The 15,256-nt window shown below is 43.4% G+C and carries 17 protein-coding genes and 1 riboswitch; of the genes, 5 read left to right on the forward strand and 12 right to left on the reverse strand.

The features are described from left to right. Positions 1-292 precede the first annotated feature (292 nt). Complete coding sequence (locus MHB37_RS26630; protein WP_076128050.1) at positions 293-1,267, forward strand: NAD(P)/FAD-dependent oxidoreductase; 975 nt, start codon at positions 293-295, stop codon at positions 1,265-1,267. A 133-nt stretch (positions 1,268-1,400) separates the two neighbouring features. Here MHB37_RS26630 and MHB37_RS26635 read toward each other — a convergent pair whose 3' ends face one another. Both MHB37_RS26635 and MHB37_RS26640 read right to left on the reverse strand, forming a co-directional pair. Then, a complete protein-coding gene (locus tag MHB37_RS26635; protein ID WP_036685584.1) occupies positions 1,401-1,544 on the reverse strand; it encodes a sporulation histidine kinase inhibitor Sda in 144 nt (47 codons plus the stop codon). A gap of 315 nt (positions 1,545-1,859) precedes the next feature. Further along, entirely contained in the window at positions 1,860-2,522 is a 663-nt protein-coding gene (locus MHB37_RS26640; RefSeq protein WP_076127972.1) for a YheC/YheD family protein, read from the reverse strand. A gap of 333 nt (positions 2,523-2,855) precedes the next feature. On the opposite strand from MHB37_RS26640, the gene MHB37_RS26645 reads away from it, so the two are divergent. Next, positions 2,856-3,065, forward strand: a complete 210-nt coding sequence (locus MHB37_RS26645; protein ID WP_036685233.1) for a hypothetical protein — start codon at positions 2,856-2,858, stop codon at positions 3,063-3,065. A gap of 453 nt (positions 3,066-3,518) precedes the next feature. Here MHB37_RS26645 and MHB37_RS26650 read toward each other — a convergent pair whose 3' ends face one another. Both MHB37_RS26650 and MHB37_RS26655 read right to left on the reverse strand, forming a co-directional pair. Then, positions 3,519-3,971 carry a GNAT family N-acetyltransferase gene (locus tag MHB37_RS26650; protein WP_312149031.1) on the reverse strand — a complete coding sequence of 151 codons (453 nt, stop codon included), beginning with the start codon at positions 3,969-3,971 and terminating at the stop codon, positions 3,519-3,521. A gap of 107 nt (positions 3,972-4,078) precedes the next feature. Then, complete coding sequence (locus MHB37_RS26655; RefSeq protein ID WP_076184761.1) at positions 4,079-4,438, reverse strand: iron-sulfur cluster assembly accessory protein; 360 nt, start codon at positions 4,436-4,438, stop codon at positions 4,079-4,081. 458 nt (positions 4,439-4,896) lie between these two features. Here MHB37_RS26655 and mqnE point away from each other — a divergent pair, with 458 nt between their 5' ends. Both mqnE and MHB37_RS26665 read left to right on the forward strand, forming a co-directional pair. Next, positions 4,897-6,003, forward strand: a complete 1,107-nt coding sequence (gene mqnE / locus MHB37_RS26660; RefSeq protein WP_036685236.1) for an aminofutalosine synthase MqnE — start codon at positions 4,897-4,899, stop codon at positions 6,001-6,003. Between the two features lie 51 nt (positions 6,004-6,054). Further along, on the forward strand, positions 6,055-7,116 hold the full coding sequence (locus MHB37_RS26665; protein ID WP_076099373.1) for an NAD(P)/FAD-dependent oxidoreductase: 1,062 nt from the start codon (positions 6,055-6,057) through the stop codon (positions 7,114-7,116). Between the two features lie 410 nt (positions 7,117-7,526). Here the strand turns inward: MHB37_RS26665 and MHB37_RS26670 are convergent, their stop codons facing one another. Then, positions 7,527-7,781 carry a YuzB family protein gene (locus MHB37_RS26670; protein ID WP_036685247.1) on the reverse strand — a complete coding sequence of 85 codons (255 nt, stop codon included), beginning with the start codon at positions 7,779-7,781 and terminating at the stop codon, positions 7,527-7,529. A gap of 81 nt (positions 7,782-7,862) precedes the next feature. Between MHB37_RS26670 and MHB37_RS26675 the strand changes: the two genes are divergently transcribed. Continuing rightward, positions 7,863-8,111: a NifU family protein gene (locus MHB37_RS26675; RefSeq protein WP_036685249.1), complete on the forward strand. Its 249-nt coding sequence runs from the start codon at positions 7,863-7,865 to the stop codon at positions 8,109-8,111. 158 nt (positions 8,112-8,269) lie between these two features. On the opposite strand, the gene MHB37_RS26680 is transcribed toward MHB37_RS26675, so the two are convergent. From MHB37_RS26680 to MHB37_RS26710, 7 genes are all read right to left on the reverse strand, one after another. Continuing rightward, positions 8,270-9,136: a MetQ/NlpA family ABC transporter substrate-binding protein gene (locus tag MHB37_RS26680; protein ID WP_036685252.1), complete on the reverse strand. Its 867-nt coding sequence runs from the start codon at positions 9,134-9,136 to the stop codon at positions 8,270-8,272. 57 nt (positions 9,137-9,193) lie between these two features. Next, positions 9,194-9,823: a methionine ABC transporter permease gene (locus MHB37_RS26685; RefSeq protein WP_370510697.1), complete on the reverse strand. Its 630-nt coding sequence runs from the start codon at positions 9,821-9,823 to the stop codon at positions 9,194-9,196. Between the two features lie 29 nt (positions 9,824-9,852). Continuing rightward, complete coding sequence (locus tag MHB37_RS26690; protein WP_076193371.1) at positions 9,853-10,869, reverse strand: methionine ABC transporter ATP-binding protein; 1,017 nt, start codon at positions 10,867-10,869, stop codon at positions 9,853-9,855. Positions 10,870-10,971: 102 nt separating this feature from the next. Further along, positions 10,972-11,107: riboswitch (SAM riboswitch) on the reverse strand. 102 nt (positions 11,108-11,209) lie between these two features. Beyond that, the gene (locus MHB37_RS26695) at positions 11,210-11,944 is read right to left on the reverse strand and encodes a Cthe_2314 family HEPN domain-containing protein (protein WP_076127978.1); all 735 of its coding nucleotides are present in this window, start codon (positions 11,942-11,944) and stop codon (positions 11,210-11,212) included. Between the two features lie 155 nt (positions 11,945-12,099). Beyond that, a complete protein-coding gene (locus MHB37_RS26700; RefSeq protein WP_405132537.1) occupies positions 12,100-13,092 on the reverse strand; it encodes a COX15/CtaA family protein in 993 nt (330 codons plus the stop codon). Between the two features lie 92 nt (positions 13,093-13,184). Next, positions 13,185-13,529, reverse strand: a complete 345-nt coding sequence (locus MHB37_RS26705) for a thioredoxin family protein (protein ID WP_076127982.1) — start codon at positions 13,527-13,529, stop codon at positions 13,185-13,187. A gap of 78 nt (positions 13,530-13,607) precedes the next feature. Further along, positions 13,608-15,233: a polysaccharide biosynthesis protein gene (locus MHB37_RS26710; protein WP_076184764.1), complete on the reverse strand. Its 1,626-nt coding sequence runs from the start codon at positions 15,231-15,233 to the stop codon at positions 13,608-13,610. Between the last annotated feature and the right edge of the window lie 23 nt (positions 15,234-15,256).

Here is a 15,256-nt window from a genome sequence, read left to right on the forward strand (position 1 = left end):
TTTTATTGAAACAATGTACGGTCCTTTTTGTGAATTTATACACTTATATTTAGAAGAAATTCCAATCAAACTTGAAGCATTTCTAAATTGACCATATCCATTGTAAACCTTAGTGTAGCATTAATCAAACATTAAAATACTAAAAAACGTCACACTTTTATTGACTTCTAAAGTCTTTCTTTGCAGGTATGTGTCACAATGATTATAATAAGTAGGTACACAAGTATGGCAAAATGAATATATCAACTCGGAGGTGTAATATCCCGTGACCCAAGAGCAATCCAGCGTTCCTATGAGCGACCTTTTAATCATAGGTGGCGGGCCAGCTGGCATGTTTGCCGCATTTTACGGCGGAATGCGTCAGGCATCAGTAACCCTTATTGAAAGTATGCCCCAATTGGGGGGACAACTTGCTGCCCTTTATCCAGAAAAATACATTTATGATGTGGCAGGTTTTCCAAAAGTAACAGCACAAGAATTGGTCGACAACCTGTCTCGGCAAATGGATATGTTCCAATCCAATATCCGGCTGGAGGAGAAAGTGATTTCTGTTCAAAAACGGGACGAACGTCATTTTGTGGTTACAACCGATGTAGCCGAATACCACAGTAAGGCGATCATCATTACAGCTGGTGTAGGTGCATTTGAACCTCGTCGTTTGGAATTACCCAACGCTGGACGTTTTGAAAAAGCAAACCTCCATTATTTTGTAAATGATCTAAATGCCTTTAAAGATAAAAAAGTTCTGATCAGCGGTGGCGGTGACTCTGCAGTTGACTGGGCGCTCATGCTGGAACCCATCGCTGAACAGGTAACCCTGATTCACCGCCGGGATAAATTCCGTGCGCATGAACATAGCGTTGAGAACCTGATGGCTTCCAAGGTTAACGTAGTTACCCCTACTGAAATTACAGAGCTGCATGGTGATGAGTTCATTACCAAGGTTACATTGTCAAATATCAAGACCAAAGAAACTCAAGAAATTGAAGTGGACAGCGTTATTGTTAACTTCGGATTCATCTCTTCCCTAGGTCCTATTGCCGAATGGGGTATTGATATTGAAGGGAACTCCATTGTTGTTGACTCGCGTATGGAAACAAGCATTCCAGGCATATTTGCTGCCGGCGATATCACAACTTACCCTGGTAAGCTGAAGCTGATTGCTGTAGGATTTGGCGAAGCTCCAACGGCTGTGAATAATGCTAAGGTGTACATTGATCCAGAAGCGAAGCTATCACCGGGTCACAGCAGTAATATGAAACTCTAAATCTATTAACACAATAAAAAAGGGTATTCTTACAGGCCTGTTGATAACAGCCTGTGAGGATACCCTTTTATGTTTGTTTGTGCCTCGCGGTTTTATATATGTAGCCTGCTACAAAGTTATCCTTTGCGCTTTTTTAATGAAGAACCGCATGTACTGGAGAGTGTAAGTTTCGTTTGCGAATTTCAACGAGTAGAAGAGCGATGAAATCATGCTCTAGTTGCAGCTCTATTGCTCTATGGTAAGAGTCAAGCAGCATCTCATCCGACAATTCAACCATAAACTTCATCTACCTTTCCTTTATTTGGATCTGAATCTATCATATCAAACTATCATTTTTCGAACAAGCGTTCGCGTTATCCACAAGTACATGTGGAAATCCTGTGTATAAAATGTGTGTAAGCGTTATAAAGGTACTAGCTACACAGTGGACTATGGGGATAATAGTTATACACAGGATTGAACCACTTGTATAAAGCAAAAAATATATTTTTATTGTAAATAAATTACAATGTTATTTACCCCAAAAGAACGCAACTAAACGCAATTTTATCTTACTACTCTATTATCGTCAATTCTTAAAATAATTGTTAATTTATTGAGGTCTTGTATTAACCTCCAAAATCCATATTTTCCCCGAATAATCTACAGCATAATCAAAGCCCAGCTCACCTATTCCCGGAAAATGCCGTTCCATAATTCCGATACATACATGGGTTAGTCTCCGCATTTCTGCTTTCTTCGCTGAAGCTTTAATCCGCGGCAACGATCTACGAAGTCCTTCACGACATGATAGCATCGTTCCCCCTTTACAAAGATTGGTTACGAACAGACCTGGCCGAGCCAATCTCCCTACCATGGAGCGAAATTCCCAAACCTCACCATTCTTAACTACTTTGACCCGATAATCAATAGGCCGTCCACCGATTCTCGCAAGGGAAATCCCTTGTTGAATCAAATATCTGCGTCTTGCCTTCACAGTATTAAGCGCACGTCTCATGGATCCAAAATCCTTGTAAATTCGAGTTCTGTCCATATAGGTGAATCCATAACCGCGACTATCCCGAAAAACTTTGATTACACCGTAACCTCCGCCACCCACAATAGGTTTAATGACAACATTTCCATATCTACGAAGCATTGCCAGGAGCGTTTCTGCCCTGTACCCCCTCGTCATTGGGATATAGGGTGCAACCCGAGCGTCGGTCAGCAACGCCTCTGTCTTCAGCCACTTACTGGCCAATTGTCTTCCTGCCATCGTCCTTTCCCTCCCTTCACAATCCAGCCTACCCTATACATTACTCAGAGAAGGTCTCGCCCTCTTGTATGATTGTCCGTGTAAGATGCCGCTCTTAGCAAAAAGGGCTTAGTGTTTAGCACAGCATCAGTCGACAGCGACAGGGTACAACCGCGGATTTTGTAGATTCAGTTCTCAAGAAATTCGACATCAATATCTTAATGGATGAGTTCACTATAACTAGAATAATCTTCAAAATCGTTGTATTATTAATAGCGGTTACATTTTCAATTTCTACTATTATAGTGAGTACTAACAGAATCACTAAAAAGCACAGCGCGGGGAGGGCTCAGAATGGCACAGTTTTTTGAGGTTTTATATTGGGTGGCTATGCTTGGGATGTCCATTGTATTGGCTGGAACGACTATACTGATCTGCGCCATTGGCTTTAAATTTATTAAAGACAAACGCAGAGCACTGGGTACGGGCTGTATCGCCTTCTCCCTTGGAGCTGCAGCGCTCATCGTATTTATGATTAATTACAAGTTTATTATTCCAGCCTAATGTACGCAGGGGACTGCCTATAAACAGCTTACTTCTATGCACAGACGGTCCGACCCTCGCAAAAAAAACACAGAGCAGCGATTCTCCAGTTATGTGGAGAATCGCTGCTCTGTGTTTTTAAACAATAGCTATCTGCTTCAACAGTGTCGTTAACCCATGAGCATTTCGGACCCAGATGACGTTATTTGCAGATTTTCAACCTTTGAGGCGTGGTTTCGGACTCCAGTGACACTATCGCTTAGAAAGAGCTTCATATTTACTGATTTTCATAGCAATAGCGGCAATGCAGTCCGTTGGCACCACAAATATGGGAAAATGCGGCGTTTAGGGTCCTCTGTGTCCGATACCTGGCTTGCGATACATGATTAGCGATATATCGTTTGCTTCCTATGTAAAAGAATAAAGAACTACCCCAGCGCCCATTAAATGACTTCTGAGAAACTCCCCTATTACTCATAAATCCAGCGACAGGCGTATCATATCTATGACTTGAATCCCATTTTCAAAGATTTCTTCACTGTAATGCCTAATAAAAAAATCTCTATCAATGCCGGTGATTCTGAATCCACATTTCTGATAAAGTGCCAATTGTCCAACACTCGAATTTCCTGTGCCAATTTCAATGGTTTTTGCCCCAAGCTGCTTGGCATTCTGAATCGCATGGTTCAGCAGCTGCTTACCTATTCCTTGCCCGTGTTTATTTTCGTCGACGGCGATATTTACGATTTCTACAGTCTCCAGTCTTGTCTGCAGCACAACGTAGACTCCGATGATGCTGTTATCCACCTCAGCCACACAACATAACCCTCTTTGTAAATATCCGTTAACTAAGCTCTCCGAAGGATCTGCTAATAGAAGTAATTCTAATGGAGGCTGTTCACCAGCTTTTAATTTTCTGATTTCCATTTCCATTTCCGAACTCCTTGTGATGATTTTTGTCATTGAGAATAAAAAAAACTCCAAGCCTGTGTTGTTAGAATCCAACACGGGGCTTGGAGCCGTGATTGCTGTGATTAGCAAGGCTCTTCGTTAGGTTTCCCTGCATCCGTAGCTGTACGGAAGCTTGAACCGCAGCCGCAAGTTGCAGTAGCGTTAGGGTTGTTGATGGTGAAACCACCCGTCATACCGGATTCTTCAAAGTCGATTTCGAGGCCGTCCAGGTAACGAAGGTTCTCCTTCTCCACAACCACTTTCATGGCTTGAATGTCCATATATACGTCCTGATCGGTTTCATTATCATCAAAGCCCATAGCGTACGAGAATCCACTGCAACCGCCGGGCGTTACTCCAATACGGAGGAACATGTTCGGTACTTCTTGTTCAGCAAGCATCGCCTTTAATTGTTCTGCTGCCTTTTCACTAATATTAATCATGATCTCATCCTCCTACAAATTCGTCTCCCTTCATAAGCGGAAACTTATGTTTAAGGGACCTTCCGGCCAAAAGTTATTTCATAAAAATATAAGAAAGTATAAGTGTTGCACCTATTCTTTATGTCTTATATTTCTCGCTTAAACGCTTATCAACTTTATAAGGATGCCAATGACGTTTATGCTTGATAAATTCAGTATAACCGACTATTCCGTTACCCTCAAGTCACAACTGCCTTCGGCATGACCCTTCACAGCAAAAAACACCATCAATATCAAGCTGTTGATACCCTTAGGAGAGTAGGTTTATAATAGGGAAGGCACTCTAAGTAAAAATTCGGAAATTTGTCACGGAGGCAAGCTCGCCTCTTTCTTTTTTAGAATGAACAGCTACCACTTGGGTACGTCTGGAATTTATCTTCGAGCAATCTGCTCGTAAACTTTCAGGAGGAAATCATAATATGTCTACTCTTTTTACCCCCCACACGGATGCCCGAATGGCGAACATTATTGATAAGGTTCGCAGCGGCGAAAGATTGAATTTGGAAGATGGCGTTTATTTATATCAAAGCAACGATTTACTTACCATTGGCCAGCTAGCGAATGAAGTCAATATCGCCAAGAATCACAATCGGGTATATTTTATCGAAAACATGAGTCTATATTTCACCAATGTTTGCGAATCGCACTGTGCATTCTGCAATTTCCGCAAAGATGATGGAGAAGAGGGAGCCTATACCCTTTCCGGTCAGGAAATGGTGCAATATGTCGAACAGCATATCCACCCAGGCGTACGCGAATTCCATATTGTTGGTGGCCATAACGACAAGGTTCCCTTCCAATATTATGTGGATTCTTTAAAAGCTTTGAACGAACGTTTCCCTGAGGTTACCTTAAAAGCCTACACTGCCGCTGAAATTGATTTTTTCACCCGTATTAGCGGTTTGAGTATTCGTGAGGTACTGGAACAATTGCGTGCTGCTGGACTTAAAACACTCACCGGTGGTGGCGCAGAGATATTATCCGACCAATATCGTAAAAAAATGCGTGTAGACAAAGCTAATGTGGAAGAATATCTGGAAGTCCATCGGACAGCACATCAGCTTGGGATGAAGACCCATACCACTATGCTGTACGGCTCCATTGAATCTCATGAAGACCGTATCCGCCATATGATGCAAATCCGTGATTTGCAGGACGAAACCAATGGCTTTATGGTATTCATTCCATTGTCCATGCAGCCTAAGAATAAAAACGCTGGCATCATGCGCCGCAACTCTGCTTATGAGGATCTGAAGACCATTGCGATCAGCAGATTGATGTTGGACAATTTCGATCACATCAAAGCGTACTTCATTAACATTGGCCCTCAGCTTACTCAAGTTGCGCTGAACTTCGGTGCATCAGATGTGCATGGCACAATTCTAAAAGAACGTATCAGCCACGCGGCTGGCGCCTTAACACCGGAAGGTCTGACTCGCGACGAATTGATCTGGCTAGTGAAAGGTGCTGGACGAATTCCTGTCGAACGTGACACTTTCTATAATGAAGTTAAGGTATACGAATAAGAAGAATACCTGAGATTTGTTATCCCATATTGGAAAGGAAGTTCGGTCAGCATGAGAACAATACTCGTTCTTGGCGGTGGCTACGGCGGCCTAGCCTTAATTCAAGAATTACTCAATAATCATCTTCCTCATGATGTTGAAATTATCTTAATTGACCGAATGCCTTATCAAGGAATCAAAACGGAATATTATGCGCTCGCCGCAGGTACCGTAACTGATTATCACCTGCGCATTCATTTTCCGGTTCACCCCCGGCTTACTGTCCGGTACGGTGAAGTGAGTTCCATTGATTTGGAGAGCAAAATAGTCAGTATGGAATCCGGTGAGATTGTATCTTATGATCTCCTAGCCATTGCTCTTGGCTGTACCGACAATTACCACAACATCCCTGGTGCTGATCAATATACCTGCAGCATCCAGACCTTTGCTGGTACTCGGGAAACCTACCGCCGTTTAAATGATGTGAAGCCTTACGGAACGATAAACATCGTAGGTGGAGGATTAAGCGGTGTTGAATTAGCTGCAGAGCTTCGGGAGAGCCGTCCAGACCTTAACATTGCTATTCTGGATCGCGGTGAACGTGTTTTGTCTGCCTTTCCGGCAAAGCTGTCACAGTACGTAGAGGAATGGTTTCATCACCATCAGGTGCAAACGCTGGGACGAATCTCTGTATCTCATGTAGAGAAGGATTCGATTTTTAACGGTACCGAGGAAATCCTTTCAGATGTGACAGTATGGACCGCAGGGATTCAACCTGTAAAAGTAGTTCAAGATTTGAATGTGTCGAAGGACCGCGGTGGACGGATTATGCTGGATGAGTATTATCGTATACCGGATTATCCGGAGGTATATGTGATTGGTGACTGTGCCAGTCTGCCATTCGCACCAAGCGCACAAGCCGCTGGAGCACAGGGTGAGCAGGTAGCTCAGGTTATCCAAGCGACCTGGCGCGGTGAGACTCCTAAGCTTCATCCTATTCGCCTGAAGGGTACTTTAGGGTCACTAGGAAAAAAAGCAGGATTCGGACTTATGGGACAACGCTCCGTCAAAGGACGGGTTCCCCGCATCCTCAAGAGCGGAGTGCTCTGGATGTCGAAACGCACTTTAGGATAAGCCTATGATTGGTTCATAAGTATTAAAGGAAGCTACTCTCAGATAAACACGAGAGTAGCTTCCTTACGTTATTGGTGCGTATACCCTTCGGACTCAGATGACCTTATTCGCAAATTTTCAGCCTTTGAAGGAGAGTTTCGGACTCCAGTGAAGTTATTGCTTATAATGAGGTTCATTTATGCTGTTTTTCAGGTGAATAGTGACTATGGGGTCCGATAGCAATCCAAATGTAGGAAAACACTCAATATAAGGTCGCCTGAGTCCGGTGGCACCTTCACGGTAGCCCCTGCACTCTCCAATATGTTGCCTAATCGATCAAATTGGTGGATTTTGTTCAAGTAAGGTTCCAAAAAGAGGGAGCACTCCATAATTTAGATTATGGAGTGCTCCCTCTTTTTTTCTCGAGAAATTTAGTCAAGATCTATATTAAACCAAGCCTCAAGCTCTTTGATCTTGGCCTCAATTTTCTCTTCTAGCTCTGCAACAGTGTCTGCTGCAATAATGTCACCTTCAACCATGGCGAAAGGCATTAAATAACACTCTCCACAATTGTTCAGACATCCGTATTCAATAACATCATAATCTGGATTTTCCTCCAGCTTATGCATTAGCTTGTCTGTTCCGTGACCCATGTTGCTGGAACAAAATTCAATAATTGGTCTCATGATGATCTCCCTATTCCGCCTAACCATTTTATTTTTTAACTTTTTGTACTATAATGAACTTACGAAAGGAGTGATTGAGAAATGAGTGAGAATGCACAAAGCACCGAAATGTATGATGAAGTACTAGAAGTGCTGGATAAGCTTCGTCCGTTCCTGCAGCGCGATGGCGGTGACGTAGAACTGGTCGATGTGGAAGACGGCATCGTTAAGTTGAAACTTATGGGTGCCTGCGGCAGCTGCCCAAGCTCCACGATCACCTTGAAAGCCGGGATTGAACGCGCCCTCCTTGAAGAAGTAGAAGGCGTTGAAGAAGTAGTTCAAGTATTCTAAATCCCGTTCAATAACCATCCCGATTCTCCTGTAAAGGAGATCGGGATTTTCTTATTATAGAGGATTTAACATTCTCTCACAACCTTAGAACATAAAACCCGCAAGCCAACTTGGCTGCGGGTTCTTGTTATGACTATAGATGAATTTAACTTCATTCCTTAAAACGCTGGAATGATCGCACCTTCGTACTTTTCTTCAATGAAAGCTTTAGCTTCTGGAGAATTCAGGGCAGCAACCAGCTTTTTGATGGCTTCGGAATCTTTATTGTCTTGACGGGTTACCAAAATGTTAGCATAAGGGGAATCTACACCCTCGATGAACAATGCATCTTTAGTTGGCACAAGACCAGCGTCTAGTGCAAAGTTCGTGTTGATCAAAGCAAGGTCTACCTCATCCAGTTGACGTGGGAGCATAGCTGCTTCCAACTCAATGATGTCGAGATTTTTCTTGTTTTCAGTGATATCTGCTTTTGTTGCAGCAATGTTTGTATCATCTTTCAAGGTAATCAGACCATTTTTTGCAAGTAGGATTAGTGCACGGCCACCGTTAGTAGCATCGTTCGGAATGGCAACTTTTGCACCATCAGCCAACTCATCGATCGATTTGATTTTTTTGGAATAAGCCCCAAAAGGTTCAACGTGAACGGATGCAACAGAGACCAGGTCGGTTTTATTATTTTTGTTTTGGTCATCCAGATACGGTTGGTGTTGGAAAAAGTTAGCATCTAACTCCTTCTCATCAAGCTGCACGTTAGGTTGAATATAGTCAGTGAATTCTTTGATTTCAAGTGTAATTCCATCTTTTTCAAGCAATGGAGCAATAGCCTTCAAAATTTCAGCATGAGGAACAGGTGAGGCACCAATAACCAATTTCACTGGATCTTTAGTAGGTTCACTTGTTGCTTCTGCGTTTGGTGCTGTTGTAGCAGCCGAGCTCCCAGCATTATTAGATGCATTGTTGTTACCGCAAGCCGCAAGCACCGCAACCAGTGTCAGGCTAAAAAATGTAAGTAGTACTTTTTTCATTGTAAATCCCCCTCTAATCTATATTTTGTATTGAATAAGGATATATATGGATGTACCTTATTTCCGTGTGTAATGTTTTACGAGTCGGTCACCGGCCATTTGTAGCAATTGCACCAGTACGACAATAAATACTATAGAAACAATCATAATCTCCGTCTCATAGCGGTGGTAGCCGTAACGAATCGCCAAGTCACCTAATCCGCCGCCCCCAACCATACCAGCCATTGCTGTATAGGAGACCAGTGTAACCAGTGTGATCGTAACTCCAGCGAGCAGACCTGGACGAGCTTCTGGCAAAAGAACACGCATAACGATTTGGTTCGTCGATGCTCCCATACCTTGTGCGGCTTCGATGACTCCGCGGTCTACCTCTCTTAACGACGTCTCTACCAAGCGGGCAAAAAATGGAGCTGCACCAATCACCAGAGGTGGAATCGTACCGAGTACACCAATGGAGGTTCCAACAACGGCTTTGCTGAAAGGAATTAGAGCCACCATCAAAATGATAAAGGGTACGGAACGTAGGATATTTACAAGTAATGATAAGACCGAGTAAGTTACTCTGATTACTATACTATTCGATTTTCCCCATAAATACAATAGAATTCCGAGTGGTAAACCAAGAATAATTGTGAACAATCCGGAAAAAAATATCATTTTTATAGTAGCAACCGTAGCATCCATCATTTCTTGCCAATTTAGATCTGCAAAATTCATTACGAAATCACCTCCACATCAAGGCCTTGAGCAATTAGTCTGGAGATCGTTACAGCAATCGCCTCAGCTGGCCCTTCGAACCGCACAATCATCTGTCCATAAGGCACATCTTTAATCGTTGAGATGGTACCATGTAAGATTGCAAAGCTTACACCCGTATCACGCACGACATCGGATAGTGCCGAGCCGTATGTTTTTTCTCCGAAAAAAGTAATTTTGACAGCTTTAGAGTTATCCCCGGCAGCAGCATCAAGCGCCACTCGAAGAGGTCCTTCATTCTGTGTCTCACTGCGGATGAAATCGCGTGTAACCTCATGCTGCGGCTTGAGAAATACCTCTGTAACTTTGCCTTGCTCAACAATCCCACCACCATGAATGACCGCGACACGGTCGCAGATGCTCTGGATTACATGCATTTCATGTGTGATCAGCACAATGGTCAAATGGAATCTTTTATTAATATCGAGCAGCAGCTTAAGAATGGAATCCGTTGTCTGGGGATCAAGCGCAGAAGTGGCCTCGTCACACAGCAGCACATCAGGGTCACTGGCTAGTGCCCGGGCGATGCCGACCCGCTGCTTTTGTCCTCCAGATAACTGAGAAGGAAACTTATCTTTATGTTCTTCAAGCCCAACTAGAGCGAGCAGGTCTTTGACTTTTGTATCAATAGCTGTTCTAGATGTACCTGCAAGGCGCAGTGGAAAGGCAATATTATCGTATACGGTCGCCGAAGACAGCAAATTGAAATGTTGAAAAATCATCCCAATCTTGCGCCGCTGTTCCTGCAGCTGACCTTGGTTAAGACTGGTTAGCTCAACACCGTCTACCCAGACCTCTCCTTCTGTCGGACGTTCCAACAGATTAATGCAACGGATCAATGTACTTTTCCCGGCTCCAGAGTGGCCGATGACTCCGAATATTTCACCTTTCTCGATGGACAGATTCAATCCAGAAAGTGCTGTTGCCGCATTACTCCCTTTTCCATAAACCTTTGTTATCCCTTTTAGATTAATCAACTCTCGTCGCCCCCCCTTTATACTTCACTTATTCTATACAAAAAAACCTCCAACGATCGATGCAGATCGCAAGAGGCTCTGTGGGTTTATTAAGACAATGCCTTCTCATCTGCCAACGACCGCAACCTGCGCCATTGTAGGAATTAGCACCATGACATTTGTACAACGCTTCCCGCGCTGGTTACAAATCGGTTGCCGGGCTTCATCGGGCCTATCCCTCCGCCGCTCTCGATAAGATAAAGTTATGAAATTATATTTTTTCTGAAATCGTACATACTTTAATGCAAGCATAAGTATAGTGAGTTTATCTATTTTTGTCAAAAGGAAATATATTGAACAATTACGATTTTATGCTCTTTACCTTGCTTATTTCCTTACGCAGCTGTTCATTGCTGTAGCTAAATGCCGCGATTAATGTCTTACAGTTCATTTCGAGCGATTGTTTTAAATCCTCAAGATGGCTATCCAGATCCTCGAGCTGAATTTTGTCATGCAGACCTTGGTGCCGCTGCCACAAATCATCCTGCATTTCGGAATTCATATAATGAATTTCAGCATTTCTGCGCTTGCGTAAATTCTCCAATGGATCGCGGTAGGAGTTCTTAATCTCTTCCAGTTGATCCGCTAATGCAGGATGCACATTCAATAATTGAAGCTGACGCAGCACTGTAAAGTAAGAAAAGTGCGTTTTTAATTTGGATGTTTTGAGATCATAAAAATGATTCAGTACCGTCCCAAGCTTGTCCAGAAGAGAGAAAACCCGGATAAAGCCATCTTTATAAAAATAAACATAACGTGCATAATCACCCTGTTCCACCGGTGTCATATCATCCATATAACCCGCAATCACTAATTTCCGGTAAAAAGCGGCCGCGAACCAACTTTGCTCCAGTTCATCCAGAGAGGAAATCAGCCCACGTGTCCAAATCTCCAGCTTGCGGTATTCATGGTCATTATCCTCATGGGCACTCATTTCCTTGCGCAGCAATGCTGCAAAAGTGGCCATATTCTCCATCGCATCAGCCAACACACCGCTGTTCTTTCGAGGCGGCTCTCCAAGTAATACCCGCAGCATATCCCAGTCCTCCTAAAGTTTTGTTCAGCGTCTGCTTCCATGGACTGCTTCGTACAAAACTCGCGACGTAAGCATCGGCCAATCAGCTCCACGATATACCGATTTCCACTTTATTATTCCGCGGGTGAAGCACCTCTATCCACGGAGGGAATGTTCTACCAAGGCGGTGGAATCATTGGGCTCGTTACATTTTTTCCAGACACGACACTACTCGCGCGATTTAGCTGCCAGACTCTTACACTCATATAACATAAGACACCAAACAAACTGGCAATCAGCAAAATATGAGCCAAAGCGGCAAATATGTACAGCCTTTCATTATCTAGAGTGTAAACCACAGCCGCCCCACTAAATACCTGCATCAAGCATAACAGCACTGCAGCTATACCCAGCGCTCTAAGCTCTGGATAATCCTTATGTTTCCAAAATGCTAAATGCCCGAGCAGCGCAGTAAGCATGAATAAGATTAAAGCCGCAATCCGATGCGTAAAAACAACACCTACACCTCCGGAAAGCTCCGGAACCCATTCTCCATTACAAAGCGGCCAACCCGTACACCCGCCTTGTGAATCCGTATGACTTACAAAGGCTCCAATATACACGACAATATATGAATAGATGGCAGTAAAACAGGTTAAATTGCGAAAAGCCTTACTTACGGGCTTCTTTTGAGCCTCCAGCTTATGATCATATTCACGTGCTTCATGCCATCTCTTGGTTCCAAGAGCCAACATCATAGCGCTTGAAAAGGCGATCAAAGAAAAACCCATATGCAACGCCATTACAGCGGCGGATTGGGATTTAATTACTGCAAGCGCTCCCATACCACCTTGAACGATGACGAATACTAAGGTCATAAATGCATATCCCAGCAAATCGCGCCGAGTACGGGCATAACGCCAAAAAGCAAACATCGAGGCAAGTGAGAATAACCCTGCCAAACCGCTAAACAAGCGATGGGTGTATTCAATCATCGAGCCTATAGTATAAGCCGGAATTAATTTTCCATGACAGAGCGGCCATTCATTTCCGCATTCCAAGCCCGATCCAGTCTTCGTCACTACCGCTCCTCCGAGTACAGCGAGGAACATGATAAGGCAAGTAAGATAACTAAGCCATTTCAACTGATTTGTCGTCAAAAATATCACCCGCAGTTTTTAGTAATGAAGAAGCAGCCAGACTTATATTTCAAAAAACCACCGCTTTGCACAAACAGGCGAAAGCGGTGGTTCCTTAGGAATTACTTTTGAAGGCTTTGATGCACTTGGACCGCTTTATCAAGGAAATTCTCAATCTCTTCACGGGATTTGCGCAATTTATTAACGAATCTAACCAATTCCCGCCCATCCGAATATGCGACGAAGCTTGGAATACCCATAATATTTTGTTCTTGACTAACATCGCCCACGGCATCAACATCTACCTCAACCAGTGTAAGGCGGTCTGCATAAGACTGCTCTACCTCTGGGATAAAAGGATCGATAAATTTGCAATCCGAGCACCAGTCAGCCTTGAAGATGGCCACTGTTAATCGAGGTGATTGAATGGCTACCTGAAATTCAGCAGGAGAACTAATTTTGTCCATGATTTACTCAGTCCCTTCTTCAATATCTGTCTATTTTCTACTCTTTAAGTGAAGCAAAATGCAGTGTAGAAGTCAAACCTATTCTCTCATACGAACACGTGCAGGCTGTAACTTCATCAGCGGATTCAATAATTTTTGCAGCGCCCGCGGATAACTGGAGATTTCCTGTTTAGTCAGCACGCCCAGCACAATAAGCAGTACTAGATAAATAACAACAACAGCGGCTCCTACAACAAGACAAGTGATCAGAAACGCCAAACGTGCAGGCATCAGATCTGTTAACAGAATCCCAGCCTCATTCAAGCCATAACCAATCCCGCCGGACACAAGTACCGCAATCACGAAACCGCCCCAACGTTTGCCCATAATTTCAAAAGACACAATCGATTTCAGCATACGTAAGTTAAGCAAAGTAATGACCACGAAACAAAGTGCTGTTGCACCGATGATTCCGTAGATGCCAAATACCTTACTAAGTAATAAGCTTGCCACTAATTTTACAATAATACCCGCTAACACATAATACATGGAAATTCGCGATTTGCCCATACCTAACAAAATAGAGTTCGTTGTCATCATCGTAATCTGAAAGATCGTTCCTAAAGTAAGCATGGCTACGATACCACTGCCATCTAAACTACTGAATAAGAGGCCATTAACTGAATATGCAGCAACTACGAGTGATAGAACAATCGGTGCTCCTGTTAAAATAGAGATACGAAGCGCTAACGTCACTTGCCCTTTTAGATGTTTCTCATCCCGACGGGCATATGCAGCTGAAATAATTGGTATTAGTGAAGTGCTCAGTGCTATAGAAAGAACCGGCGGAATCCCGGCGACACTCTGTGCCCGACTCCCGAAAATACCCAAAGCACGTGTGGCATCAGCTACACCAACTTGTCCACTCAGTAACGGTACAATTAAAGATGTATCAATAAAGTTCACTACTGGAACCGTAACTGAAGATAGCACGATAGGAATGGATAATTTAAATATATCCTTATAAATTCCAAATAGAGGAAGCTTCGCTTCATTCGTTTCGTATAACGCAGTTTGCCCCTCACTACGCCGTAATTTCATAGCGTAATAGAGCATTACACCAAAAGCACCAACACTACCAAATACACTACCGAATGATGCTCCAGCAGCCATCCAAGTGTTGTCGTACCCTTTTTGTAACAATACAAATGCCAGAAGAACAGCTGTAGATACCCTCGCGATCTGCTCCACAATTTGAGAGATGCCACCAGCCATCATATTATTCCGCCCTTGAAAGTACCCACGCATCATTGCTATAGAAGGGAAGAGTAGGAGTGCCGGAGCTATGGCCCGGATCGCCAAAGTACTTTCAGGAACTTTTGCATATTCTGCATAATAAGGAGCACCTATGTATAACAATGCGCTCATAATTACGCCAACTACAACACCAAACATTAATGCCGCCCGATACACCTGTTGAGCTTCATTTGGCCTATTCAGTGCATAACGCTCAGATACCATTTTACTTAATGTACTTGGAATCCCTGCTGTAGCCAGCGGTAATAACATCAAATAAACTGTGTTTGCCTGCGTAAATGAAGCATTACCAACATCATTAAATAAATGCTCCAGCGGCACCCGCTGGACAAGCCCGAGTACCCTTGCCACCAAAGCTGCAGCAGCAAGGATAAGCGTGCCTTTAACAAAAGACTCTTTCTTGGACAAACTCTTTCCCCTTCTTCACTGTT

It is taken from the genome of Paenibacillus sp. FSL H3-0286 (genome assembly GCF_045040705.1).
Taxonomy (GTDB): domain Bacteria; phylum Bacillota; class Bacilli; order Paenibacillales; family Paenibacillaceae; genus Paenibacillus_AQ; species Paenibacillus_AQ odorifer.

What these genes read in the sequence shown, in the direction of transcription:
- MHB37_RS26630 (WP_076128050.1), top strand. Translation starts at nt 293, where the DNA reads ATGAGCGACCTTTTAATCATAGGTGGCGGGCCAGCTGGCATGTTTGCC.
- MHB37_RS26670 (WP_036685247.1), bottom strand. Translation starts at nt 7,781, where the DNA reads ATGAGACCAATTATTGAATTTTGTTCCAGCAACATGGGTCACGGAACA.
- MHB37_RS26655 (WP_076184761.1), bottom strand. Translation starts at nt 4,438, where the DNA reads ATGATTAATATTAGTGAAAAGGCAGCAGAACAATTAAAGGCGATGCTT.
- MHB37_RS26665 (WP_076099373.1), top strand. Translation starts at nt 6,055, where the DNA reads ATGAGAACAATACTCGTTCTTGGCGGTGGCTACGGCGGCCTAGCCTTA.
- MHB37_RS26695 (WP_076127978.1), bottom strand. Translation starts at nt 11,944, where the DNA reads ATGCTGCGGGTATTACTTGGAGAGCCGCCTCGAAAGAACAGCGGTGTG.
- mqnE (WP_036685236.1), top strand. Translation starts at nt 4,897, where the DNA reads ATGTCTACTCTTTTTACCCCCCACACGGATGCCCGAATGGCGAACATT.
- MHB37_RS26645 (WP_036685233.1), top strand. Translation starts at nt 2,856, where the DNA reads ATGGCACAGTTTTTTGAGGTTTTATATTGGGTGGCTATGCTTGGGATG.
- MHB37_RS26705 (WP_076127982.1), bottom strand. Translation starts at nt 13,529, where the DNA reads ATGGACAAAATTAGTTCTCCTGCTGAATTTCAGGTAGCCATTCAATCA.
- MHB37_RS26635 (WP_036685584.1), bottom strand. Translation starts at nt 1,544, where the DNA reads ATGGTTGAATTGTCGGATGAGATGCTGCTTGACTCTTACCATAGAGCA.
- MHB37_RS26680 (WP_036685252.1), bottom strand. Translation starts at nt 9,136, where the DNA reads ATGAAAAAAGTACTACTTACATTTTTTAGCCTGACACTGGTTGCGGTG.
- MHB37_RS26650 (WP_312149031.1), bottom strand. Translation starts at nt 3,971, where the DNA reads ATGGAAATCAGAAAATTAAAAGCTGGTGAACAGCCTCCATTAGAATTA.
- MHB37_RS26640 (WP_076127972.1), bottom strand. Translation starts at nt 2,522, where the DNA reads ATGGCAGGAAGACAATTGGCCAGTAAGTGGCTGAAGACAGAGGCGTTG.
- MHB37_RS26685 (WP_370510697.1), bottom strand. Translation starts at nt 9,823, where the DNA reads ATGATGGATGCTACGGTTGCTACTATAAAAATGATATTTTTTTCCGGA.
- MHB37_RS26675 (WP_036685249.1), top strand. Translation starts at nt 7,863, where the DNA reads ATGAGTGAGAATGCACAAAGCACCGAAATGTATGATGAAGTACTAGAA.